The sequence below is a fragment of the Franconibacter pulveris genome, assembly GCF_056780215.1.
In genome coordinates, this window is the sequence record NZ_CM165555.1 from 4,073,771 (window position 1) to 4,097,755 (window position 23,985).

Consider the following 23,985-nt stretch of genomic DNA (forward strand, 5'->3'; position numbering starts at 1 on the left):
TAAGCCGCTTTCTTTTGGGTATAGCGTCGTGGACAGTCATTCATCTTCCACCCGCTTAAAAAGCAAAACCCCGCCGGAGCGGGATTTTTAATGTGTGAAGCTGACCGGTAAGCCGCTTTCTTTTGGGTATAGCGTCGTGGACAGTCATTCATCTTCCACCCGCTTAAAAAGCAAAACCCCGCCGGAGCGGGGTTTTTAATGTGTGAAGCTGACCGGTAAGCCGCTTTCTTTTGGGTATAGCGTCATGGACAGTCATTCATCTTCCAGCCGCGGAAAAAGCAAAACCCCGCCGGAGCGGGGTCTTTAATGTGTGAAGCTGACCGGTAAGCCGGGTTCTGTCGTGGACAGTCATTCATCTAGGCCAGCAATCGCTCACTGGCTCAAGCAGCCTACCCGGGTTCAGTACGGGCCGTACCATGCGAACCCCTATTTGGCCTTGCTCCGGGTGGAGTTTACCGTGCCGCGAACTGTTGCCAGCCGCGCGGTGCGCTCTTACCGCACCCTTTCACCCTTACCTGATCCCGCTTGCGCGGGCCATCGGCGGTCTACTCTCTGTTGCACTGGTCGTGGGCTTGCGCCCCCCAGGCGTTACCTGGCACCCTGCCCTATGGAGCCCGGACTTTCCTCCCCTCCGCCCGTCTCCCCAAAAGGACGACGACGAAGCGGCGACTGTCTGGTCAGCTTCGGCGCAGGAGTATAGAGGGTTTACGCTCGCCTGTCACGCGCGGCCCGTTCTCTTTGCGCATTGCCTTCAGAAGCGAATCTTCATTTACTTTCGATAACCTCCGAAATCTCTCTTTTGCGATCCTAATCACAACCAAAACTTTCGATAAGTTATACATTCCTTCGAAACAAAAGATTCCGAAAAAGAGGGAAGAGGATGTTTATTATTTCCAGTAAAAACCTGCTGCTTAAAGCGCAAAGGGAAGGCTACGCCGTGCCTGCTTTTAATATTCATAACCTTGAAACCCTGCAGGTCGTGGTAGAAACCGCCAGCGAAATGCGCGCGCCGCTGATTGTCGCGGGCACGCCCGGGACGTTCGTTTATGCCGGTACGGGAAACCTGCTGGCACTGGCAAACGATATGGCCCATCACTATAACCACCCTCTCGCCGTCCACCTCGATCATCATGAAAAGCTTGCGGATATTCAGCACAAAGTGATGGCAGGCGTACGATCCGCCATGATTGATGGCTCACACCTTCCCTTTGAAGAGAACGTGGCGCTGGTAAAAAGCGTGACGGACTTTTGCCATCGTTACGATGCCAGCGTTGAGGCGGAACTGGGCCGGCTCAGCGGGCAAGAAGACGATTTTATCGTTGAAAGCAAAAATGCGCTCTACACCCATCCGGCGCAGGCAAGCGAATTTGTCGCCCGCACGGGCATTGACTCACTCGCTGTGGCGATAGGCACCGCGCACGGCCTCTACCGCGCCCAGCCAAAGCTCGATTTTGAACGGCTGGCGAAAATCCGTGCGGTCGTCGGGGTGCCTCTGGTGCTGCATGGCGCTTCCGGTCTGCCTGCAGGCGACATACAAAAAGCCATCGCGCTTGGCATTTGCAAGGTCAATATCGCCACTGAACTTAAGATGGCGTTCTCGGCGGAGCTTAAGCGCTACTTCAATGAACATCCCGAAGCCAGCGATCCGCGCCATTACATGCAGCCTGCGAAGCTCGCCATGAAAGAGGTGGTTCGTAAGGCCATCCTTCATTGCGGGTGCGAAGGCAAGCTCTGACAAAAAAGGAGATGCCCGAGAAATAGCGCGCCGCCTGGCTCGTTCTCCGCCTCTTTCTGGCAATGTTTGATGAGATTCTCGAGGCAGTTCGCGAAAGCGAAGCATGACCTTTGCCACAAAAACAAAAACTAATGAAACTAAACGAAAACGGAGGGAAAATGCAGGATTTAATAACCCGACATAAAGCGGGCGAGCAGGCAGGAATATGTTCCGTCTGCTCCGCCCACCCGCTGGTGATAGAAGCCGCGCTGCGTTTTGACCTGAATACAGAGCGGAAGGTGCTGATTGAAGCGACCTCTAATCAGGTGAACCAGTATGGCGGGTATACCGGCATGCAGCCGCACCAGTTTCGCGATTTTGTTTTGCAAATAGCAGATAAAGTCGGTTTTCCCCACCAGCGTATTATCCTTGGCGGCGATCACCTGGGACCAAACTGCTGGCAGAACGAAAGCGCCGAAGCGGCGATGGAAAAATCGGTCGAGTTGATTCAAGCCTACGTTGCGGCGGGCTTTAGCAAAATTCACCTGGACGCGTCGATGTCCTGCGCGGACGACCCAACCCCTCTGGCGCCGCAAACGGTGGCTGAGCGGGCGGCGCGGCTTTGCGAGGCGGCGGAAAACGTAGCGACGCTGGAGCAAAAATCACGTTTGACCTATGTCATCGGCACAGAGGTGCCGGTGCCTGGCGGCGAAGCCAGCACCATCGGCAGCGTACACGTCACCCGCGTGGAAGATGCCGCGTTAACGCTTGAAACCCACCGCGAGGCTTTTTATCGGCGTGGGCTCGAAGCGGCGTTTAACCGGGTCATCGCCATGGTGGTGCAGCCTGGCGTGGAGTTTGATCACACCCAGATAATTCACTATCAGCCGCAGGCCGCGAAGGCGCTCTCCGCCTGGATTAACCAGACAACGCTGGTTTATGAGGCGCACTCCACCGATTACCAGTCGCGAGAGGCTTACCGGGCGTTAGTTAAAGATCATTTCGCCATCCTGAAAGTGGGGCCTGCGCTTACCTTCGCACTCCGTGAGGCCATCTTCGGGCTGGCGCATATGGAAGAGGCGCTTATCGCCCCCGAGCGGCGCAGCCGCGTGCTGGAGGTGATTGACGAAGTGATGCTCAACGAGCCTGGATACTGGAAGAAGTACTATCGCCCCACATGGAGCCAGGCGATGGTCGATATTCATTTCAGTCTTTCGGACCGTATCCGCTACTACTGGCCGCATCCGCGCATTCAGCAGAGCGTGGAAAAACTTATCGCCAACCTTAACGAGGTCGCGCTCCCGCCAGGCCTTATCAGCCAGTTCCTGTCCGGGCAATTCGAGAGCATTAACGCCGGCACGCTGGCGGCCACGCCGCACAGTCTGATTATCGACAAAATTCAGGACGTGCTGCGCGCTTATCGCTACGGCTGTTCCCCTGATGCTGAATGAGGCAGAAAACGCATGAGCCAATTATTCGTTCGCACCGGTATCGATTTTCCGTCCTGTCAGCATGCGCTGGCCCATATAGGCGAAGCGATGCTGGCCGAAGGGGTGGTGCATGAAACCTACCCCGCCGCGCTGCTGGAACGGGAGGCCGCTTTCCCTACAGGCATCGCGCTGGAGCGGCACGCTGTCGCGATTCCCCACTGCGAAGCGATGCACGCGAAGTCGGCGGCCATTTATCTTATCCGTCCCGATAAGCCCGTGCTGTTTCAACGCGCCGATGACGATGGCGAGATAGCCGTCTCGCTCATCATTGCGCTGATCGTTGAAAACCCCACGGCGCAGCTCACGCTGCTGCGTCGTTTATTCAGCAAGCTGCAGGACCCGGAAACGCTGGAAGCGCTACTGCGTTCATCCGACAACGCGCTGGCGACGCTTTTTCAGAACACCATTCTTGAGCCTGAACCTTGCACGCAGCTTTCCTAATCCACTGATAATAAAAGGAGTACCCTATGAAACGAAAAGTGATTGTCGCTTGCGGCGGCGCGGTCGCCACCTCAACGATGGCGGCGGAGGAAATCAAAGAACTCTGTGAGTCACACCATATCGAACTCGACCTGGTGCAGTGTCGCGTCAATGAAATCGAAACCTATATGGATGGCGCCGATCTCATCTGCACTACGGCGAAAGTGGATCGCGCTTTTGGCGATATTCCTGTCGTGCACGGTATGCCCTTTGTCTCTGGCGTGGGCATTGAAGCGCTGCAGCAAAAAATTCTGACCGTGCTGATGGGGTGACGCCATGTTTAGCGAAATCATGCGCTACGTTCTCGACCTTGGCCCTACCGTTATGCTGCCGGTGGTCATCATCATTTTCTCGAAACTGCTGGGAATGAAACTCGGCGACTGTTTTAAATCGGGTTTGCATATCGGCATCGGTTTTGTCGGCATCGGGCTCGTCATTGGGTTAATGCTCGATTCCATTGGCCCGGCAGCGAAGGCCATGGCGGAGCACTTTGAGATCAATCTTCATGTGGTGGACGTAGGCTGGCCGGGCTCTTCGCCCATGACCTGGGCTTCGCAAATCGCGCTGGTAGCTATCCCCATCGCGATTGCCGTTAACGTCGCGATGCTGCTAACGCGCATGACGCGGGTGGTCAACGTTGATATCTGGAATATCTGGCATATGACCTTTACCGGCGCGATGCTGCACCTCGCTACCGGCTCCTACTGGATAGGCATCCTTGGGGTAGTAATACATGCCGCCTTTGTTTACAAGCTGGGCGACTGGTTTGCCAAAGACACCCGCGACTTTTTCGGTCTCGAAGGCATGGCTATCCCGCACGGCACCTCCGCCTACCTCGGCCCGATAGCCGTGCTTGTAGACACGGTAATTGCAAAAATCCCGGGGCTTAACCGCATCCACTTTAGCGCTGACGACGTGCAGAAGCGGTTTGGTCCTTTTGGCGAGCCGGTGACGGTAGGCTTTGTCATGGGGATCGTTATTGGCGTGCTTGCGGGCTATGACGTGAAAGGCGTATTACAGCTGGCGGTCAAGACCGCGGCGGTTATGCTGCTGATGCCGCGCGTTATCAAACCGATAATGGATGGCCTGACCCCTATCGCGAAACAGGCGCGTAAACGCCTGCAGGCGAAATTCGGCAGTCAGGAATTTTTAATCGGCCTCGACCCAGCGCTGCTGCTGGGCCATACCTCGGTGGTCTCCGCCAGTCTGATTTTTATTCCTTTAACCATTCTTATCGCCGTAGCGGTGCCCGGGAATCAGGTCCTGCCCTTTGGCGACCTGGCGACAATCGGCTTCTTCGTCGCCATGGCAGTGGCTGTGCATCAGGGCAACCTGTTCCGCACGTTAATCTCTGGCGTCATCATCATGAGCATAACGCTGTGGATTGCCACGCAGACTATCAGCCTGCATACCCAGTTGGCCGCAAACGCGGGCGCGCTTAAAGCGGGCGGCATGGTGGCATCCATGGATCAGGGCGGCTCTCCCGTTACCTGGCTGCTCATCCAGCTCTGCACCTGGCAGAACGTCACCGGATTCGTGGTTATTGGCGCCATCTATTTTGCCGGTGTGCTGCTGACATGGCGCCGGGCGCGCGCTTTTGTGGCTGAAGAAAAAACGGCAGCCGATCAGACGAGCCAAACCGTTTCGTGATACAGGGGGAGCCTGGCTCCCCGACTATTCCTGGAGAGAAGAATGAAATCAGTGGTAATTCATGCTGAGGGCAGCGTGCGCGTTGAAGAACGCCCGGTCCCGGGCATTCAGGCTGAGGACGACGTGCTGGTGAAGGTAGTCAGCTCGGGATTATGTGGTTCAGATATCCCTCGCATCTTCGCCGGGGGCGCGCATTATTATCCTGTCACGCTGGGCCATGAGTTTAGCGGCTACGTCGAACAGTGCGGCAGCGCGGTTGACGATCTCGCGCCCGGCGATGCGGTGGCCTGCGTTCCCTTGCTGCCCTGTTTTGAATGCGATGAATGCGCTAAAGGCTATTTTTCTATTTGCAAACGCTACCAGTTTGTCGGTTCGCGCCGCGAGGGCGGTCATGCCGAATATATTGTCGTCAAGCGCGCCAATCTGTTCTTGTTGCCCAAAGAGATGGCCATTGAGGATGGCGCGTTTATCGAGCCTATTACCGTCGGGCTGCACGCCTTCCATCTGGCGCAAGGGTGCTCAGGCAAGAATGTGGTTATCGTAGGCGCGGGCACTATCGGCCTGCTGGCGATGCAGTGCGCGCGAGCGCTGGGCGCCAACAGCGTTACGGCGATCGACATCAACCCGGAGAAGCTGCAGCTGGCGAAATCGCTTGGCGCGACGCATGTCTTTAACAGTAAGGCCATGTCTGCGGCGGAGATAAGCGCAGCGCTGGAAGAGCAACGTTTCGATCAACTGGTGCTGGAGACGGCCGGTATGCCGCAGACAGTTTCTTTATCAATAGAGATAGCAGGCCCTCGCGCTCAGGTTGCGCTGGTCGGCACGCTGCATCATGACCTTACCCTTTCCGCTGCGGTCTTTGGCAAAATCCTGCGCAAAGAGCTGACCCTGCTCGGCAGTTGGATGAACTATTCGGCGCCCTGGCCGGGCGAAGAGTGGCGAGCGGCAGCGCGTCTGCTTGCTGAAAAACGGCTGGCGCTGGGGCCGCTTATCGCGCACCAGGGCGATGCAGAGAGCTTTTCCCGGGCCGTGCAGGCGTTAAACGGCGCGCCGATGCAGGGCAAAATCCTGCTGCGTTTTCCCTGACAACATTGAGCCAGCAACCTGAGCTGGCTCACATTTGCTTTCGGGATTAGGCGTTCATCTTTCGCATGCCTTCGATTACACTGATAACAGTTAATTATCAGGCAAATCAATATGAACTCTTTTGAGCGAAGGAACAAAATTATCGATCTGGTGAATGCGCAAGGTAGCGTTATGGTGCTGGATCTTTCGAATGCTTTTGGCATTTCTGAAGTGACTATTCGCGCCGACCTGCGCTTTCTCGAAGAAAAAGGGCTGGTGACGCGCTTTCACGGCGGCGCGGCGAAGCCTGGCAGCAATCTGGCAGAAAGCGAGAACCAGGAAGTGAAGCTGGAAGAGCGTTACCAGCTGGCGAGCGACCCGAAAAAACGCATTGCGCACGCCGCTGCCGCCCTGATCAACGAAGGAATGACAGTGATACTCGACAGCGGCAGCACGACGCTGCTGATTGCCGGAGAGCTGGTGAAAATGGCCAATATCACCGTGATTACGAATAGCCTGCCAGCAGCCTCTCTCCTCGCCAATAACAAGGACATTACGCTGGTGGTCTGCGGCGGCACCGTGCGGCATAAAACGCTCTCTATGCATGGCACTATCGCGCAGCTTTCCTTGCAGGGCATCAGCGCCGACCTGATGTTCGTGGGCGCTGACGGCATCGACGCCGCCAACGGCATCACGACCTTTAATGAAGGCTACTCTATCAGCGGTGCGATGGCTGCCGCCGCCCATAAAGTCATTGCTGTACTGGACGCCACCAAGTTTAACCGTCGAGGGTTTAATCAGGTGCTGCCGATGGAGGAGATTGATTGCGTTATTACCGATGAAGGCATCAGTGAAAAAGATAAAGCTGCGCTGAAGAAAACCGGCGTTGAACTGAAAATCGTGTAACTCGTTACGCTTTTACCGCCGCCGCGTTGCGGGCGCTACGCGGCGGCTTGTGCGGGCAGAGGATTACTCCTGCTGCTCCAGTGCGTACTTGTAAAGCGCGTTTTTCTTCACGCCGTGAATCTCCGCGGCCAGCGCAGCGGCTTTTTTTAGTGGCAGTTCGGCCTGAAGCAGCGCCAGGGTGCGCAGCGCGTCGGCGGGAAGTTCTTCTTCCTGCGCTTTAAATCCTTCAACAATCAGCACCATTTCACCCTTACGGCGGTTTTCATCTTCCCGCACCCAGGCGAGCAGCTCCCCCGCCGGCGCGCCGTGAATCGACTCCCAGGTTTTAGTGAGTTCGCGGGCGAGCACCACGTAACGGTTCTCCCCCAATACGTCGCGCAGATCCTGCAGGCTGTCCAGCAGGCGATGGGTGGATTCGTAGAAGATCAGGGTGCGCGGCTCCTGCTCAAGCGCTTTCAGCGCATCGCGGCGGCCTTTTGGTTTTGCAGGCAGAAAGCCTTCATAGCAAAAGCGATCGGAAGGGAGGCCGGCGGCGGAAAGCGCGGCGATAGCCGCACAGGGTCCCGGCAGCGGCACGACGCGGATCCCCGCTTCGCGGCAGGCGCGCACAAGATGGTAGCCCGGGTCGTTAATCAGCGGCGTTCCGGCGTCGGAAACCAGCGCGATAGCCTGCCCTTCACGCAATTTCGCTATCAGCGTTTCCGCCTTTTGCTGCTCATTGTGGTCGTGGAGTGCGAACAGGCGCGCATTAATCGCAAAATGCTGTAACAGCAGGCCGGTATGACGAGTATCTTCTGCGGCAATCAGATCGACGGATTGCAACACAGTCAGGGCGCGTTGCGTAATGTCGCCGAGATTGCCGATTGGCGTCGGGACAATATAGAGCTGGCCTTGAGAATTCTCCGCCGAATCGTGTTGTTTCATTGTTTAGTCCGTATTGCCGATTTAAAATTGAACATTAGCGATAAAAAAACTCACTGGATACAGTATGGTACCGTCTAAATTTGTTCGTTCGAAGGCCGCGCGCTGCCTGCCCGTTGTGCTGGCAGCGTTGTTTTTTGCAGGCTGCGGCACCCAGACGCCGGATCAAACCGCCGCGCATATGCAGGGGGAAACGCAGGCGGATTCTGGCTACTACCTGCATCAAATGCAGCAGAGCACAGATGATAGCAAGACCAACTGGCAATTACTCGCCATACGTGCCCTGCTTAAAGAGGGCAAAAGCCAACATGCGCTGGAGCTGTTTAACCAGTTGCCCCAGACGCTGACCGACGAACAGGGCCGCGAACAGGCTTTGCTGGCGGTGGAGCTTAAAGTCGCTCAGCAAGATTTCGCCGCCGCCAGCACGCTGCTGGGCAACCTCAACCCGGCTGACCTTAACCCATCGCAGCAGGCGCGTTACTACCAGGCGCAAATTACCGTCAGTCAGGGCCGCCCTTCTCTCGCCCTGCTGCGCGCGCTGATAGCCCAGGAGCCGCTGCTTCAGGGCGCGGATAAGCAGAAGAATATCGACGCCACCTGGCAGGCGCTGTCTCAAATGACTCCCGAACAAGCGCGCGCGCTGGTGATTAATGCCGATGAGAATACGCTGCAAGGCTGGCTCGACTTACAGCGCGTCTGGTTTGATAACCGCAACGATCCGAACATGATGAAGGCGGGCATTAAAGACTGGCAAACCCGCTATCCGCAAAACCCAGGCGCGAAGATGCTGCCAACCCAACTGGCGAATGTAGAGAACTTCAAACCCGCCTCTACCGAAAAAATCGCGCTGCTGCTGCCGCTGAACGGCCAGGCTGCTGTCTTTGGCCGCGCCATCCAGCAAGGCTTTGAAGCAGCGAAAAACGCAGGCGCCGCGCCGGTTGGCGCGCCTGCGCAGTCCCAGCCGCCTGCAGCGCAACCCGCGTCTGTTTCCACGCCTCAGGCAACCCCTGCCGCGGCCGGTGCCGTTGCAAGCCCGGCCAGCGCGCCAGTTAACGATTTAACGAATGAGCCTGCCGCCGAACAACCTGCGCTTGAACCCGGCCCGGGCGCAGAGCAGCCAGCCGCGCAAGGGCAGCCTGCAACAGAAGCTCAGCAGCAGGTTAGCACTGGCGGGCAACCTTCGCCGCAGCAAACCGCAGCGTCAACGCCAGCTAACCCTTCGGCAGAGCTGAAGGTTTACGACACCAGCTCGCAGCCGCTTACTCAAATCCTCAATCAAGTACAGCAGGATGGCGCAAGCATCGTAGTCGGCCCGCTGCTGAAGGATAAAGTGGATGAAGTTATCCGCAGCAACACGCCGCTGAATGTACTGGCGCTTAACCAGCCGGAGTCGGTGCAAAACCGCGCCAACATCTGTTACTTCGCGCTTTCCCCGGAAGATGAAGCTCGCGACGCCGCCAACCATATCTGGCAAGAAGGCCATCGCGCGCCGCTGGTGCTGGTGCCGCAAAGCGCGCTGGGCGACCGCGTCACCAACGCTTTCGCCGCGCAATGGCAGCATTTGGGCGGCGGCACGGTGCTGCAGCAGAAATTCGGCTCTGTCGCGGAACTGAAAATGAACATCAACGGCGGCTCCGGCATTGCGCTGACCGGCAGCCCTGTGACCACCAGCCTGCCGCAACAGCAGGGCGTTACTATCGGCGGCCTGACTATCCCGGCGCCGCCGACGGATGCTCAGATTACCGCCGGCAGCAGCGGCAATGTGGACGCTGTCTATATCGTCGCCACGAAGGATGAAGTCGCCCTGATCAAACCGATGATCGCCATGCGCAACGGCAGTCACGGCGGCGCGGCGCTTTATGCCAGCTCCCGCAGCGCCCAGAGCAGCGCTGGCCCCGATTTCCGTCTGGAAATGGAAGGGCTGCAATATAGCGAAATCCCGATGCTCGCGGGCGGCAACCCGTCGCTGCAGCAGCAGGCGCTTTCCAGCGTCAACAACGATTACTCGCTGGCGCGCCTTTACGCCATGGGCGTGGATGCATGGTCGCTGGCTAATCACTTCTCGCAAATGCGCCAGGTGCCCGGATTCCAGATCAACGGCAATACCGGCGCGCTCACGGCAAATCAGGATTGCGTCATTAACAGGAAGTTAATGTGGCTCAAATACCAGCAAGGACAAATCGTTCCGGTCAACTAAACCGACAGACCGCAGGCGCGCACTGGGAAAACCGGGCGCGTCAGTGGCTTGAACGCCAGGGGCTGCGCTTCGTCGCAGCCAATGTCCGCGAGCGCTGCGGCGAGATAGACCTGATAATGCGCCAGCAACACGTCACGGTGTTTGTGGAGGTGCGCTATCGTAAATCCTCTCTGTTCGGCGGGGCCGCCGCCAGCGTCACCCGTAACAAGCAACAGAAATTATTACAAACTGCTCGCTTGTGGCTCGCCCGCCATAATGCGAGTTTTGATACTGTGGATTGCCGGTTTGATGTGTTAGCCTTCACCGGCAATGAAATCGAGTGGATTGTAGACGCGTTTTCCAGCCACTCCTAACACGACGTAATGCAAAGGATAATCGTGCTCGAAAGAATCAAAGTTTGCTTTACGGAAAGCATTCAAACTCAGATAGCAGCCGCAGAGGCGCTCCCGGATGCCATTTCCCGTGCGGCCATGACGCTGGTTCAGTCGCTGCTGAACGGCAACAAAATTCTCTGTTGTGGCAACGGCACTTCCGCCGCCAACGCACAGCATTTTGCTGCCAGCATGATCAATCGCTTCGAAACCGAGCGCCCAAGCTTGCCCGCTATTGCACTTAATACCGATAACGTGGTCTTAACGGCTATCGCTAACGACAGGCTGCACGATGAGGTGTATGCCAAGCAGGTGCGCGCACTGGGGCACGCTGGCGACGTTTTACTGGCTATTTCCACCCGCGGCAACAGCCGGGATATCGTCAAAGCCGTCGAGGCGGCGGTCACGCGCGATATGACCATCGTCGCCCTCACGGGTTACGACGGCGGCGAGCTGGCGGGTCTGCTTGGCCCGCAGGATGTGGAAATTCGCATCCCTTCCCATCGCAGCGCGCGCATACAGGAAATGCATATGCTGACGGTGAACTGCTTATGCGATCTCATCGATAACACGCTTTTTCCACACCAGGATGACTAAGGAGCACTCATGAAGGCTATTAAGCCCCTCGCTGTCATTATCACCGCGTTACTGTTGCAGGGCTGCATCGCTGCAGCGGTAGTGGGTACGGCCGCCGTGGGAACCAAAGCCGCCACCGACCCGCGTACGGTAGGCACGCAAGTGGATGACGGCACGCTGGAGCTGCGCGTAAACAGCGCGCTGGATAAAGACGAGCAGTTGAAAAAAGAAGCTCGCGTGAAGGTCACCGCCTATCAGGGCAAAGTCCTGTTGACTGGCCAGACGCCGAACACCGAGCTCGCTTCCCGCGCTAAACAGATAGCGATGGGCGTTGAAGGCACAACAGAAGTCTATAACGAGATCCGCAACGGCCAGCCGATTAGCCTCGGTACCGCCTCAACGGATACCTGGATTACCACCAAAGTCCGCTCCCAACTGCTGGCGAGCGATCAGGTGAAATCGTCGAACGTAAAAGTGACCACGGAAAATGGCGAGGTGTTCCTGCTTGGCCTGGTGACCGAGCGTGAAGGGCGAGCCGCGGCGGATACCGCCAGTCGCGTAAGCGGCGTTAAGCACGTCACCACCGCTTTTACCTACATTAAATAGCTGCGCTTCAGCCCTCTCCCGCCCGGGAGAGGGCCACAGCAAAACCTACAGCAGCGCCAGCGTCCCCACGATTACGCCTGAACAAATCACCAGCGCTCCGGTAAGCCACAGCGCTTTCGTCGGGAATGCCTTACGCAACATAATGAGCGAAGGCAGGCTGACGGCAGGCAGCGTCATCAGCAGCGCCAGCGCAGGGGCGACGCCCATTCCCGCCAGCATCATGGTCTGCACAATCGGAATTTCCGCCGCGGTCGGAATGACAAACAGGCAGCCGACGATCGCCATGGCGATAACCCACAACAGCGTGTTGCCCACGTCGCCGTCCGCGTGCGGGAAAAGCCAGACGCGCGCCGCCCCCAGCGCCAGTACCGCCAGCACATAGACCGGGATGGTATTCCAGAAGAGCGTCCACAGCGCCTTGCCCCAGCGGGCCAGAAACGCACCTTGCGGCTGCGGCTGCGACTCAGGCAGCGGCAGCGTTGGGGCGCCATTATCTTTAACCCAGCGCTGCACCAGCCAGGCGACGCCCACCACCGTCACCAGCCCCGCCAGCAAACGCACCAATGCAAAATGCCAGCCCAGCACGAAGCCCATAAACACAAGCGTAGCCGGGTTCAGCAGCGGGTTGCCCAGCCAGAAGGCCAGCGCGCCGCCAATGGAAACCGACTGTCGGCGCATCCCCGCCGCCACGGGCGCTGCGCAGCAGGTACACATCATGCCAGGCAGCGAGAAAAGCGTGCCGATAAGCGTACCGCGAAAACGGGCCTGCCCTAACGTGCGCATCAGCCAGTCGCGCGGAATAAGCACCTGAATCAGCGAGCCAAGCAGCACGCCCAGCACCGCCGCCTTCCAGACCGCAAGAAAATAGACCAGCGCATAATCCAGCGCCGCCCATAGCGGGTTGGTTTCCGGCTGCGCCAGCAGCGATTTGCCGATGCTGTGCGTTTGGGCCGCGGTAAAGGCTTTGCCGTAATAGGGCTGCCATTTTACGTACCATAAACCCACAATCAGCACGAGAAAGAAAAGCGCAGGTTTCCACAAGGCGTGAGGTTTCAGCGCCAGAGACGAAGACTGACCAGCCATAGCATTCCTCTGGAATTTAAGACGAGGTTAAATAAGCGGCGTCAATACTACGCCCGCGGCGCGGGTTGGGAAAGCTCAATAGATGGATGATTGTTCGGCTTTCTCACGCAATTGACCGGAATCAAGAATGGTGACGTCGCTGTGCCCCGGCGACAGCGCTTCACTCAACATAGCCCGCGCGACATCGCGTGCGTGAATCGCCCGCCATCGTCCCGGCAGTACGCGAAAAAGGGGCGAAAAAAGCGATTCATTCAGACGCTGTTTCTCCCGGTGACCCAGCAATAGCGAAGGCCGGGCGATAGTGAGGCGCGGCCAGCGCTGCGCTTTCAGCGCCTCTTCCATTTTGCCTTTTACCCGGTTGTAGAAAAATGGCGACTGGGCATTGGCGCCGACGGAACTGACCACCAGCATATGCTTCGCGCCCTGGCGCAGCCCGGCGATGCCGGTATCCACCACCAGCGTATAGTCGGCAAGCACGAACGCCTCTCTGCTGCCCGCTTCGCGCCGGGTAGTGCCGAGGCAGCAAAAGACGATATCCACCGGGTCGGTGAGCTGCGTCAGCACGTCGGTCAGTTGCGGGTCGTGAGGATTGAGCACTTTACGCATCGGCGGCAGCGGACGGCGCGTGGCGGCGATGATTTGGGTAACGCGCGGCTCCTCCACAAGCATTCGCAGCAGGTAACCGCCCACCAACCCGGTCGCTCCGGTAATCAACACTCGGCTCATCTCTTCCCCCTTTGCAGAATTCTCTGCCTTGCAATGTCGCGCCCTTCTACCAGGCTTAATAGTCCGTGCTTTAAGTATTCACCATCTGCGGTGAAAACGACCACTAAGCTACTGACATCTGGAATAAGAACGGAGGAACTATGAGCAAGAAGATTGCAGTCTTGATCACCGACGAGTTTGAAGATTCGGAATTCACTTCTCCGGCAGCAGAGTTCCGCAAAGCGGGACACGAAGTTATCACCATTGAGAAAGAGGCGGGTAAAACGATAACCGGCAAACAGGGCGAAGCGACCGTGAGCATCGATAAAGCGATCGATGAAGTCCGCCCGGCGGATTTTGACGCGTTGCTGCTGCCAGGCGGCCACTCGCCGGACTCCCTGCGCGGCGATGACCGTTTTGTCACGTTTACCCGTGATTTCGTCAATACCGGCAAGCCGGTTTTCGCTATCTGCCACGGCCCGCAGTTGCTTATCAGCGCAGATGTGATCCGCGGGCGTAAGCTCACTGCGGTGAAGCCCATTGTGGTGGATGTGAAAAACGCGGGCGCAGAGTTCTTTGACCAGGAAGTCGTGGTGGATAAAGACCAACTGGTCACCAGCCGTACGCCGGACGACCTGCCCGCCTTTAACCGTGAGGCCTTACGCCTGCTCGGGGCCTGACGGCTCCCGCAACCAGTGAAGCTTTTTGCCAAAGCCCAGAGTGTTGTCGGTAAACTTTATCTCATCAAGACGGATTTCCCATAGCGGGGATGACATCACTCTGGCGACCGGGAAGCGGCGGTTATAGCGTTCACGCCACGCCTCGCTTTCCGGCTTTTCTACCCGTCGCAGCTCCCCGCGAAACTGCACGCCGCGAATCAGCGCCACGGTTTTAGGCTGGCCGTTTACCGTGCCCGCCACACGCGCTCGGGCGCCCGCCAGTTGGCCGTGTCGCGTCTTTTCATCGCTTAACAGATAAAACGCTACCCGCTCGCTGTCGTAAACGTAAAAGGCGTTTGCGCACCATAAATCGTCTTCCCGACCCACGCAGTACGTCACCACGTGCTGCTTTGTTAGCCAGCGGCTTATGGCCTCAAGGGCATCCATACGCTTCTCCTGCATTGTTCGCATGATGGCAGAAAGACTACCACAGCAAAGCGTGGTAAGGTGCGGGCACGGTGACTCTCTCGCACTATTATGACGTTCTGGTTTCTTTATCTGATTCGTACGGCGGATAACCGCCTCTATACCGGCATCACAACGGATGTCGCGCGCCGCTTTACGCAGCATCAGGCGGGCAAAGGGGCGAAGGCATTGCGCGGTAAAGGCGAGCTGACGCTGGTGTTTAGCGTCCTCGTAGGCGACCGTTCGCAGGCGCTGCGCGCGGAGTATCGCATTAAGCAACTGACCAAGCGCCAGAAAGAGGCGCTTGTCGCGGGAAGCGTGGCGTTTGAGGCGCTGCTGCCAGAGCTGCAGACGCCAGCCGATTAGAAACGGTTAAAATGCGCGTGGTATTCCACAAGGCCGCTCACGCCGTTGAGCGCATCATCCGCAAGACGATGCACCTGGAAAGCGGCTTCGGCGCCAGGCCAGCGGCAGTGCAGGCCGTAGCGGGCGGCAGGTTCAAAGCCTAAGTGGTTATAAAACGCCGGGTCGCCAAGCGCGACGGCCGCCGCGTAGCCAAATTCATTGAGCGAGTCGAGTCCTTCATAAACCAGCTGGCGACCAATGCCCTGCCCTCGCCAGGCTTCATCCACCGCCAGCGGCGCCAGCCCGACCCACTGTAGCTCTTCGCCCTCTACCGTCACCGGGCTGAAGGCGACATAGCCGACGACCTGCCCTTCGTCATCAGTAGCGACAAGGCCCAGCGTCAGCTGGCCATCTTCACGCAACTCGCGCACCAGCTCCGCCTCTTTATCGCCTTTAAAGGCGCGTTTCAGCAGTGCGTCGATGCCCGGCGCGTCGATGGGAATTTCTACACGAATCAGCATGGCTCACCTATGGAAGTTACATTTGTTTGCGGCGGGGTGTTAAGCCCGGCCTCAACGAAATCCGCCAGTTGCAGCAGCGTGACGCGCAGCGGCTTCGGCATCGCGTCCAGGTCGATGGCGTCCATCAGATTTTTGACGTAAAGCCCAAGCTCGGTATCGCCTTCAATGACCAGACGACGCTGGAAAAAGAGCGTATCCGGATCCTGCTTGCGGGCGGCTATCATCAGCAAATCGGCGGCATCGGCGCGGAACGTCACATCCGCTTCAGCCTCCTGGCGCACAATAAGCTTGTTGTCTTCCACGGAGGTATACCATGTCAGGCCGATATCCCGCACCTCGATGCCAAGCCAGCGCGATTCCAGGAAGTCCAGTTCGCCATCTTCCAGCGCCTGACGAAACTGCCAGCCCAGCAGTTGCTCCAGCACCTGACGCTTGAGGGCAAAGGGCGCCAGTCTCACCGGCGTTCTCATCACAGAAGGGCCAAGCTGAACCAGGCGCGAACGCAGTATATCCAACACGAGCTTTACTCCTTGATAAAAAAGTCCCGTTCATTGTGCCATATCAGGCAGGTGACATAGCGGCTCAAATCAAGCTTTCCACGGGTTTGCGTACCCATTTATAGATGCCATCAATACGCCTTTAACTGCCTCAAATCAAAAATTGTCGCAGGCAGGTTAACTAAAATCCCGCTTCATTAACAATTTTGCTGCACCTCAGCAGCCATCCTACTGGTCAGGAAATCCTATGGAATTGCTTTGCCCTGCCGGCAACCTTCCGGCCCTCAAGGCGGCCATTGAAAACGGCGCGGATGCGGTTTATATCGGCCTGAAAGATGATACTAACGCCCGCCACTTCGCCGGGCTCAATTTCACCGAGAAAAAGTTACAGGAGGCGGTGAGCTTTGTGCATCAGCATCGCCGCAAGCTGCATATCGCTATCAACACCTTTGCGCATCCGGACGGCTACGCCCGCTGGGAACGCGCGGTGGATATGGCCGCGCAGCTGGGCGCCGACGCGCTGATCCTCGCGGATATCGCGATGCTGGAATACGCCGCCACGCGCTATCCCCACGTTGAGCGCCACGTGTCCGTACAGGCTTCCGCCACTAACGAAGAAGCGATTCGCTTTTATCATCGCCACTTTGACGTGGCGCGCGTTGTGCTGCCGCGCGTGCTTTCCATTCATCAGGTGAAACAGCTGGCGCGCGTTACCCCCGTGCCGCTGGAAGTCTTCGCCTTCGGCAGCCTCTGTATTATGGCAGAAGGCCGCTGCTATCTCTCCTCATGGCTGACCGGCGAGTCGCCCAACACCGTAGGCGCCTGCTCGCCGGCGAAATTTGTCCGCTGGCAGCAGACCCCTCTGGGGCTGGAATCTCGTCTGAACGACGTACTGATCGACCGCTATCAGGAAGAGGAAAACGCGGGCTATCCAACCCTGTGCAAAGGCCGTTATCTGGTAGACGGCCAGCGATATCACACGCTGGAAGAACCCACCAGCCTCAATACGCTTGAGCTGCTGCCGGAGCTGCTCGCCGCGAACATCGCGTCGGTGAAAATCGAAGGCCGCCAGCGCAGCCCGGCTTATGTTAGCCAGGTGGCGAAAGTATGGCGTCAGGCTATTGATAGCTGCAAGGCGGACCCGCGCAACTACGTCCCGCAGCAGGCATGGATGGACGCGCTGGGCGCAATGGCGGAAGGCGCGCAGACCACCCTTGGCGCTTATCACCGTAAATGGCAGTAAAGGAGCCGTAATGCAATATTCCTTAGGGCCGGTGCTTTACTACTGGCCGAAAGCGACACTGGAGAGTTTTTATCAGGCGGCGGCGCAAAGCAGCGCCGACGTTATTTATCTGGGGGAAGCGGTCTGCAGCAAGCGTCGTGAAACCAAAGCAGGCGACTGGCTGGCCATGGCGAAAACGCTCGCCGCCAGCGGCAAACAGGTGGTGCTTTCCACCCTTGCGCTGGTGCAGGCGCCGTCTGAGCTCAACGAGCTGAGGCGCTACGTGGATAACGGCGAATTTCTGATTGAAGCCAACGACCTGGGCGCGGTTAATCTCGCCGCCGAGCGCAAATTGCCGTTTGTCGCCGGGCATGCGCTTAACTGCTACAACGCCGTTACCCTGCGCCTGCTGCGAAAACAGGGCATGGTGCGCTGGTGTATGCCAGTCGAACTTTCCCGCGACTGGCTCAGCAACGTGCTCCGGCAGTGCGATGAGCTGGGCATTCGTCACCAGTTCGAGGTCGAGGTCTTAAGCTACGGCCATCTGCCGCTCGCTTACTCCGCCCGCTGTTTTACCGCCCGCTCGGAAGACCGGCCGAAAGATGAGTGCGAAACCTGCTGCATCAAGTATCCGCAGGGACGTCGCGTTGATTCTCAGGAAAACCAGCAGGTGTTCGTGCTCAACGGCATTCAGACCATGAGCGGCTACGTCTACAACCTGGGCAATGAACTTGCTTCCATGCAAGGGCTGGTGGACATGGTGCGGCTTTCGCCGATGGGGCATGAGACGCTGGCAATGATAGACGCATTCCGCGCCAACGAGTCGGGCGCGGCGCCGCTGCCGCTGACCGAACAGAACGACTGCAACGGCTACTGGAAACGTCTCGCCGGGCTGGCGCTGCAGCCCTGAGAAAAGGCTCGCTTTGTTAACAACGATCGGCGGTTTTTACTGCAGTATTAAAGTACAGCTTTCTGGCGGCTCGCTGGACAAATCCGCTCCGGCAGCCAGGCTGGAAGAAGACCTTCAATCTGATGACTATGCTGTAACAAAGTGAGCCGTTATGTCTGATAAATCTGTAGTGCCCTTCTCGGTGCTGGATCTCGCGCCGATCCCGCAGGGGTCCACCGCGCAGGACGCTTTTCGCCATTCGCTGGATTTAGCCCGCCTCGCTGAAAAGCGCGGCTATCACCGCTACTGGCTGGCGGAACACCACAATATGACCGGCATCGCCAGCGCCGCCACCTCGGTGCTGATAGGCTACCTGGCGGCGAATACCCAAACGCTGCGTCTGGGCTCCGGCGGCGTCATGCTGCCGAACCATGCGCCGCTGGTGATTGCCGAGCAGTTCGGCACGCTGAATGCGCTCTATCCGGGCCGCATTGAGCTGGGGCTGGGCCGCGCGCCAGGAAGCGACCAGCGCACCATGATGGCGCTGCGCCGCCATATGAGCGCCGATATCGATAATTTCCCACGGGATGTAAATGAGCTGGTGGAGTGGTTTGACGCTCGCGACCCGAACCCGGCTGTGCGTCCGGTGCCGGGCTACGGCTCGAAAATTCCCGTCTGGTTGCTGGGTTCAAGCCTTTACAGCGCACAGCTGGCTGCGCAAATGGGCCTGCCTTTCGCCTTCGCTTCGCACTTCGCGCCGGATATGCTCCTCCAGGCGCTGCACCTCTACCGCACTCACTTCAAGCCTTCAGAGCGACTGGAAAAACCGTACGCCACCGTGTGCATTAACATTGTCGCCGCTGACAGCAACCGGGATGCGGAGTTTCTCTTCACCTCGATGCAGCAGGCGTTTGTGAAGCTGCGTCGCGGCGAAACGGGCCAGCTGCCGCCGCCGATTGAAAGCATGGACGGCTTCTGGAGCCCTGCCGAGCAGTACGGCGTGCAACAGGCGCTCGGTATGTCGCTGGTGGGCGATAAAGCAAAAGTTCGCCACGGCCTGCTTTCCGTGCTGCGGGAGACCGAAGCGGACGAGATCATGGTCAACGGCCAGATCTTCGATCACGACGCGCGACTGCACTCGTTCGACCTGGCGATGCAGGTTCGCGAAGAACTCCTGTAAAACGCAAAAGAGGCGGTTTTCCCGCCTCTTTTTTTACTGATAGACCGGCAGTAGATTAAAGCTTGAAAGCAGATGCACCATCGCATTGCCTACGCCGAAAAGCAGGATAAGCATTATCATTCCCTTGCCGCCCCACACGCGAAAATGGGGGCTGCCAAAACGCTTACGAGACGCGTTAGCAAGCAGCGCAGGCACAATAGCGGCCCAGACAGTCGCCGCCAGCCCCGCATAACCAATGGCATATAAGAAACCATTCGGCCAGATAAGCCCGCCCAGCATCGGCGGCGCGAAAGTCAGCAGCACCGTCTTAAAACGCCCTCGCGGCGAATCATCGAAACCAAACAGATCCGCCAGATAGTCAAACAGCCCAAGCGTAACGCCCAGGAACGAGCTGGCGACGGCAAAGTTAGAAAAAACAATCAGCAACAGGTCCAGCGAACGGCTGTGCAGCACGCCGCTTAACGCCCCGACCAGCACGTCGATATTGCCGCCCTGCTGCGCAATGGCGATAAACCCGGGGCGCGGAATATTACCCATGGTCGCCAGCAGCCAGACCACATACAGCCCCAGCGCAATCAGCGTGCCGCCCGTCAGACAGCGAACAATCGTGCGCGGATCTTTCCCATAATATTTCATCAGGCTGGGCACGTTGCCATGATAGCCGAACGAGGCCAGACAGAACGGCAGCGTCATCAGCAGATATGGCGTGTAGCTGGCGTGCGCTTCGGCGGTATTAAACAGCACAGCGGGCTGAACGTGCCCCAGCAGACTGCCGAATGTGAGAAAGAAAGTGATGACCTTCGCGCCAAGCACAATGGCCGTCATCCGGCTTACCGCGCGGGTCGACAGCCAGACAATAAACGCCACCGCCAGCGCGAACAAAAGCCCCGCCATCCGCGCCGGAAACGCTATCGCCATTTCACCCAGCGTATGCTGAATAATCGATCCACTGGCGGAGATGTAGGCATAGGTCAGGATATAAAGCACGAAGGCGACCGAAGCGCCGTTGATGACGTTCCACCCTTTGCCGAGCAAGTCTTTCGTCATCGTGTCGAAGCTTGCCCCGATACGATAGTTAAGGTTCGCCTCAAGCAGCATCAACCCGGAGTGCAGCATACAAAACCAGGTGAAGCCCAGCGCCAGCAGCGACCAGAAAAACCATGCGCCCGACATCACTACCGGCAAAGAAAACATGCCTGCGCCAATAATGGTGCCAGCGATGATAATAACGCCGCCCCAGATAGAGGGCGTGGCGCGAGTGGTAGCAAGAGTCGACATGGGTATTCCTGTAACTGAACGGCAAAATTGCATGCAGCATTGTACCAGTACATGAGTACGGAGCGGATAAAAAAAGCCCCGATCGTTTTGACCGGGGCTGTCTTATTTACTTTACGCTTTGTCAGACGCGCTTAACGACTGGCCTTATGCGTCGCCGAAACGACGGCGACCCGTGGTGGCGCCCTCTTCGCGACGCGGACCGCGGCTGCCTTCACGACGCTCACCGCTGAAACGGCCGCCTTCGCGACGTTCACCGGCAAAACGGCCGTTGCCGCCTTCGCGACGTTCGCCGCCAAAGCGACGGCCTTCACCGCGACCGCCTTCGCGACCTTCGCCGCCAAAGCTGCGACCGCCCGGACGACGTTCGCCGCGCGGTTGCGCATCGCCCATCAGTTGCATATTCATCGGCTTATTGAGAATACGCGTGCGGGTGAAGTGCTGCAGAACCTCAGTCGGCATGCCTTTCGGCAGTTCGATAGTGGAGTGCGAAGCAAACAGCTTAATGTTACCGATGTAACGGCTGCTGATGTCGCCTTCGTTAGCGATAGCGCCAACGATATGACGAACTTCAACGCCATCATCGCGACCCACTTCAATGCGGTAGAGTTCCATTTCGCCAGCATCGCGACGCTCGCGTTTCGGACGGTCGCTACGTTCGCCACGCTCACCGCGTTCGCCACGGCGCTCAAAACGATCGTCACGCTCGCGGAATTCACGCTTAGGACGCATCGGCGCATCCGGCGGCAGGATCAGCGGACGTTCGCCCTGCGCCATTTTCAGCAGCGCAGCAGCCAGCGTTTCGATGTCCAGCTCTTCGCCTTCAGCGCTCGGCTGAATTTGCGCCAGCAGGCCACGGTACTGGTCCAGATCGCTGCTTTCCAGCTGCTGCTGAACTTTAGCGGCGAATTTTTCCAGACGACGTTTGCCCAGCAGTTCTGCGTTCGGCAGTTCCACTTCCGGAATGGTCAGCTTCATGGTGCGCTCGATGTTGCGCAGCAGACGACGCTCGCGGTTCTCAACGAACAGCAGCGCGCGGCCAGCGCGACCAGCACGACCGGTACGGCCGATACGGTGAACGTAAGATTCCGAATCCATCGGAATATCGTAGTTCACAACGAGGCTGATACGTTCAACATCCAGACCGCGAGCAGCCACGTCGGTTGCGATCAGAATATCGAGACGGCCATCCTTCAGGCGCTCCAGCGTCTGCTCGCGCAGCGCCTGGTTCATGTCGCCGTTCAGCGCCGCGCTGTTGTAACCGCTGCGCTCCAGCGCTTCGGACACTTCCAGCGTCGCGTTTTTAGTGCGCACGAAGATAATCGCCGCATCAAAATCTTCTGCTTCGAGGAAACGCACCAGCGCTTCGTTTTTACGCATGCCGTAAACAGACCAGTAGCTCTGGCTGATGTCCGGGCGCGTGGTGACGCTGGACTGAATGCGCACTTCCTGCGGCTCTTTCATAAAGCGACGGGTAATGCGACGGATAGCTTCCGGCATGGTGGCGGAGAACAGCGCGGTCTGATGACCTTCCGGGATCTCAGCCATAATGGTTTCAACGTCTTCGATGAAGCCCATGCGCAGCATTTCGTCAGCTTCATCCAGAACCAGACCGCTCAGGCGAGAGAGGTCCAGGGTACCGCGTTTGAGGTGGTCAAGCAGACGCCCCGGGGTACCGACAACAATCTGCGGTCCCTGACGCAGGGCGCGCAGCTGCACGTCGTAACGCTGACCGCCATAGAGGGCCAGGACGTTTACGCCACGCATGTGTTTAGAGAATTCAGTCATAGCTTCCGCAACCTGAACAGCCAGTTCACGGGTCGGAGCCAGTACGAGGATCTGCGGCGCGCGCAGGTCCGGATCGATGTTGTTAAGCAGCGGCAGCGAGAACGCTGCGGTTTTGCCGCTACCGGTCTGGGCCATGCCCAGGACGTCACGACCAGAAAGCAGATGCGGAATACATTCTGCCTGGATCGGGGATGGTTTTTCGTAACCCAGATCGTTAAGGGCTTCAAGGATAGGAGCCTTCAGGCCCAGATCTGCAAAAGTGGTTTCGAATTCAGCCATGTAGTACGAGTGCCTCAATATCAATGGCGGCCAGTCTACATAACTCATCGTGAAATTGATCAGCAAATTTCATTGAAAAGTGTGAACCGGCTCAAAGTAGATGGTTTAACGGAACAAAAAAGCCCTCACCCGCGAAGGTGATGACATTAAAAAATGTTTGGGCTGATAGATGTCCGTCAGCTATTGCTGGTCCGATTCTGCCAGGTCTTCTTGCTCCTGGCCCAAGAGCGCTAATTCCAACAATGCATAACGGTGCTCAACGAAATTGTGTACGTTGTTAGCAACCGCTAACTTGAACAGTGCCGTGGCGCTGTCCTTATCCCCCAGACTTAGGTAGTACTTACCTAAATAGAAGTTGGTTTCACTGAGATGCTCAGCGAGCGAGGTGTTATCCGTTGCGTCTGCCTTCAGGCGCTCCATCAACGTCTTTTCGCTAATGGTGCCAAGGTAGAATTCGACGATGTTCCATCCCCACTGTTCTCTATCCGATTTATCCAGACGCTGTTGCAACGCGGCTTTAGCCTGTTTCTCATCCATTTTGCTTTCAGCAAGGAAGAGCCACAGACTACGGAAAGGATCATTGGGATCGTCTTGATAAAACGCCAGCAGATCATCTTGCGCTAACCGGTAACGTCCGCCGTAATAGAGGGCGATACCGCGATTTAAATGCGCGTAGTTGTAAGTTGGATCAAGCTCAAGTACAGAATCAAACGCTTCATAGGCAGCATCAAAATTGCCTGCCTGCGTTAAATAAATGCCTAAGTAGTTGAATACTTCAGGCATATCCGGTCGGATAGCCAGCGCTTGCGAAAAATCGTTCCGCGCCAGTGCTCTCAAACCGAGACTATCATACAACACTCCGCGCTCATATAAAAGCTGTGCGCGTTCATCATCGGTTAAAGCCCGACTTGCGAGTATCTGTTCCATACGGGCCAGGATGACTTCTTGCTGCAATGTCGGTTGCAATGGCACCGCGAGGACTTCGCTCTTACGCCAGGCAGAGTTGCTGCATCCTGCCAGCGTTAGAGCTGTCGCAACGAAACACCAGCGCAAAAAAGGCTTCATTTCCTACTCCCGAAGACAACAATTGGATGAACGTCC

Annotated in this window: 26 protein-coding genes and 1 other RNA gene; 16 read left to right on the plus strand and 11 right to left on the minus strand. The window is 57.6% G+C overall.

Going from position 1 to position 23,985, the window contains the following annotated elements; translation table 11 throughout:
- Positions 1-308 precede the first annotated feature (308 nt).
- Positions 309-685: RNase P RNA component class A (gene rnpB / locus ACU4F7_RS19180), an RNA gene on the minus strand.
- Positions 686-880: 195 nt separating this feature from the next.
- Here rnpB and ACU4F7_RS19185 point away from each other — a divergent pair.
- The 7 genes from ACU4F7_RS19185 to ACU4F7_RS19215 all read left to right on the plus strand — a co-directional run bounded on the left by ACU4F7_RS19185 (position 881) and on the right by ACU4F7_RS19215 (position 7,305).
- Positions 881-1,735 (plus strand): tagatose bisphosphate family class II aldolase, encoded by an 855-nt coding sequence (locus ACU4F7_RS19185; protein ID WP_029590350.1) that lies wholly within the window; start codon positions 881-883, stop codon positions 1,733-1,735.
- A gap of 158 nt (positions 1,736-1,893) precedes the next feature.
- Positions 1,894-3,165, plus strand: a complete 1,272-nt coding sequence (gene gatZ, locus ACU4F7_RS19190; RefSeq protein WP_481637575.1) for a tagatose-bisphosphate aldolase subunit GatZ — start codon at positions 1,894-1,896, stop codon at positions 3,163-3,165.
- A gap of 12 nt (positions 3,166-3,177) precedes the next feature.
- Positions 3,178-3,645: a PTS galactitol transporter subunit IIA gene (gene gatA / locus ACU4F7_RS19195; protein WP_029590346.1), complete on the plus strand. Its 468-nt coding sequence runs from the start codon at positions 3,178-3,180 to the stop codon at positions 3,643-3,645.
- A 26-nt stretch (positions 3,646-3,671) separates the two neighbouring features.
- Entirely contained in the window at positions 3,672-3,956 is a 285-nt protein-coding gene (gatB, locus tag ACU4F7_RS19200) for a PTS galactitol transporter subunit IIB (protein ID WP_029590345.1), read from the plus strand.
- A gap of 4 nt (positions 3,957-3,960) precedes the next feature.
- Positions 3,961-5,334 (plus strand): galactitol-specific PTS transporter subunit IIC, encoded by a 1,374-nt coding sequence (locus tag ACU4F7_RS19205; protein WP_029590344.1) that lies wholly within the window; start codon positions 3,961-3,963, stop codon positions 5,332-5,334.
- Positions 5,335-5,376: 42 nt separating this feature from the next.
- On the plus strand, positions 5,377-6,420 hold the full coding sequence (gene gatD / locus ACU4F7_RS19210; protein ID WP_481637576.1) for a galactitol-1-phosphate 5-dehydrogenase: 1,044 nt from the start codon (positions 5,377-5,379) through the stop codon (positions 6,418-6,420).
- Between the two features lie 111 nt (positions 6,421-6,531).
- Positions 6,532-7,305: a DeoR/GlpR family DNA-binding transcription regulator gene (locus ACU4F7_RS19215; RefSeq protein ID WP_481637577.1), complete on the plus strand. Its 774-nt coding sequence runs from the start codon at positions 6,532-6,534 to the stop codon at positions 7,303-7,305.
- A gap of 63 nt (positions 7,306-7,368) precedes the next feature.
- On the opposite strand, the gene rsmI is transcribed toward ACU4F7_RS19215, so the two are convergent.
- Positions 7,369-8,229: a 16S rRNA (cytidine(1402)-2'-O)-methyltransferase gene (rsmI, locus tag ACU4F7_RS19220; RefSeq protein WP_029590341.1), complete on the minus strand. Its 861-nt coding sequence runs from the start codon at positions 8,227-8,229 to the stop codon at positions 7,369-7,371.
- Between the two features lie 64 nt (positions 8,230-8,293).
- On the opposite strand from rsmI, the gene ACU4F7_RS19225 reads away from it, so the two are divergent.
- From ACU4F7_RS19225 to dolP, 4 genes are read left to right on the plus strand one after another with little or no spacing between them, the layout of a single operon-like run.
- Positions 8,294-10,423 (plus strand): penicillin-binding protein activator, encoded by a 2,130-nt coding sequence (locus ACU4F7_RS19225; RefSeq protein WP_481637578.1) that lies wholly within the window; start codon positions 8,294-8,296, stop codon positions 10,421-10,423.
- Complete coding sequence (locus tag ACU4F7_RS19230; RefSeq protein ID WP_029590339.1) at positions 10,381-10,776, plus strand: YraN family protein; 396 nt, start codon at positions 10,381-10,383, stop codon at positions 10,774-10,776. The genes ACU4F7_RS19225 and ACU4F7_RS19230 overlap by 43 nt, the downstream gene beginning before the upstream one ends.
- A 24-nt stretch (positions 10,777-10,800) precedes the next feature.
- Entirely contained in the window at positions 10,801-11,391 is a 591-nt protein-coding gene (diaA, locus tag ACU4F7_RS19235) for a DnaA initiator-associating protein DiaA (protein ID WP_024559311.1), read from the plus strand.
- A gap of 9 nt (positions 11,392-11,400) precedes the next feature.
- Complete coding sequence (gene dolP / locus ACU4F7_RS19240) at positions 11,401-11,976, plus strand: division/outer membrane stress-associated lipid-binding lipoprotein (protein WP_024559310.1); 576 nt, start codon at positions 11,401-11,403, stop codon at positions 11,974-11,976.
- Positions 11,977-12,021: 45 nt separating this feature from the next.
- Here the strand turns inward: dolP and ACU4F7_RS19245 are convergent, their stop codons facing one another.
- Positions 12,022-13,059, minus strand: a complete 1,038-nt coding sequence (locus ACU4F7_RS19245) for a permease (RefSeq protein ID WP_481637579.1) — start codon at positions 13,057-13,059, stop codon at positions 12,022-12,024.
- 75 nt (positions 13,060-13,134) lie between these two features.
- On the minus strand, positions 13,135-13,785 hold the full coding sequence (locus ACU4F7_RS19250; protein ID WP_029590337.1) for an NAD-dependent epimerase/dehydratase family protein: 651 nt from the start codon (positions 13,783-13,785) through the stop codon (positions 13,135-13,137).
- A gap of 140 nt (positions 13,786-13,925) precedes the next feature.
- Here ACU4F7_RS19250 and ACU4F7_RS19255 point away from each other — a divergent pair, with 140 nt between their 5' ends.
- On the plus strand, positions 13,926-14,444 hold the full coding sequence (locus tag ACU4F7_RS19255; RefSeq protein ID WP_029590336.1) for a type 1 glutamine amidotransferase domain-containing protein: 519 nt from the start codon (positions 13,926-13,928) through the stop codon (positions 14,442-14,444).
- Here ACU4F7_RS19255 and ACU4F7_RS19260 read toward each other — a convergent pair.
- Positions 14,424-14,870: a YhbP family protein gene (locus ACU4F7_RS19260; RefSeq protein ID WP_481637580.1), complete on the minus strand. Its 447-nt coding sequence runs from the start codon at positions 14,868-14,870 to the stop codon at positions 14,424-14,426. The genes ACU4F7_RS19255 and ACU4F7_RS19260 overlap by 21 nt on opposite strands.
- 90 nt (positions 14,871-14,960) lie before the next feature.
- On the opposite strand from ACU4F7_RS19260, the gene ACU4F7_RS19265 reads away from it, so the two are divergent.
- Positions 14,961-15,254 (plus strand): GIY-YIG nuclease family protein, encoded by a 294-nt coding sequence (locus ACU4F7_RS19265; RefSeq protein ID WP_029590334.1) that lies wholly within the window; start codon positions 14,961-14,963, stop codon positions 15,252-15,254.
- Here the strand turns inward: ACU4F7_RS19265 and ACU4F7_RS19270 are convergent.
- Both ACU4F7_RS19270 and ubiT read right to left on the minus strand, forming a co-directional pair.
- The gene (locus ACU4F7_RS19270; protein WP_481637581.1) at positions 15,251-15,754 is read right to left on the minus strand and encodes a GNAT family N-acetyltransferase; all 504 of its coding nucleotides are present in this window, start codon (positions 15,752-15,754) and stop codon (positions 15,251-15,253) included. The two genes, ACU4F7_RS19265 and ACU4F7_RS19270, sit on opposite strands and share 4 nt — an antisense overlap.
- Positions 15,748-16,272, minus strand: coding sequence for a ubiquinone anaerobic biosynthesis accessory factor UbiT (gene ubiT / locus ACU4F7_RS19275; protein ID WP_481637582.1), 525 nt, complete (start codon positions 16,270-16,272; stop codon positions 15,748-15,750). Before ubiT ends, ACU4F7_RS19270 begins: the two co-directional genes overlap by 7 nt.
- Positions 16,273-16,498: 226 nt before the next feature.
- Between ubiT and ubiU the strand changes: the two genes are divergently transcribed.
- From ubiU to ACU4F7_RS19290, 3 genes are all read left to right on the plus strand, one after another.
- Positions 16,499-17,494: a ubiquinone anaerobic biosynthesis protein UbiU gene (gene ubiU, locus ACU4F7_RS19280; protein ID WP_481637583.1), complete on the plus strand. Its 996-nt coding sequence runs from the start codon at positions 16,499-16,501 to the stop codon at positions 17,492-17,494.
- A gap of 10 nt (positions 17,495-17,504) precedes the next feature.
- The gene (locus ACU4F7_RS19285) at positions 17,505-18,383 is read left to right on the plus strand and encodes a U32 family peptidase (RefSeq protein ID WP_029590328.1); all 879 of its coding nucleotides are present in this window, start codon (positions 17,505-17,507) and stop codon (positions 18,381-18,383) included.
- Between the two features lie 151 nt (positions 18,384-18,534).
- Complete coding sequence (locus ACU4F7_RS19290) at positions 18,535-19,542, plus strand: luciferase-like monooxygenase (protein WP_481637584.1); 1,008 nt, start codon at positions 18,535-18,537, stop codon at positions 19,540-19,542.
- A 33-nt stretch (positions 19,543-19,575) separates the two neighbouring features.
- On the opposite strand, the gene mtr is transcribed toward ACU4F7_RS19290, so the two are convergent.
- The 4 genes from mtr to nlpI all read right to left on the minus strand — a co-directional run bounded on the left by mtr (position 19,576) and on the right by nlpI (position 23,949).
- A complete protein-coding gene (mtr, locus tag ACU4F7_RS19295) occupies positions 19,576-20,820 on the minus strand; it encodes a tryptophan permease (protein WP_029590325.1) in 1,245 nt (414 codons plus the stop codon).
- Between the two features lie 144 nt (positions 20,821-20,964).
- The gene (locus ACU4F7_RS19300) at positions 20,965-22,884 is read right to left on the minus strand and encodes a DEAD/DEAH family ATP-dependent RNA helicase (protein ID WP_029590323.1); all 1,920 of its coding nucleotides are present in this window, start codon (positions 22,882-22,884) and stop codon (positions 20,965-20,967) included.
- Positions 22,877-22,957 (minus strand): protein YrbN, encoded by an 81-nt coding sequence (gene yrbN, locus ACU4F7_RS19305; RefSeq protein ID WP_125454242.1) that lies wholly within the window; start codon positions 22,955-22,957, stop codon positions 22,877-22,879. The genes ACU4F7_RS19300 and yrbN overlap by 8 nt, the downstream gene beginning before the upstream one ends.
- A 107-nt stretch (positions 22,958-23,064) precedes the next feature.
- Positions 23,065-23,949, minus strand: a complete 885-nt coding sequence (gene nlpI / locus ACU4F7_RS19310; RefSeq protein ID WP_481637585.1) for a lipoprotein NlpI — start codon at positions 23,947-23,949, stop codon at positions 23,065-23,067.
- Positions 23,950-23,985 lie beyond the last annotated feature (36 nt).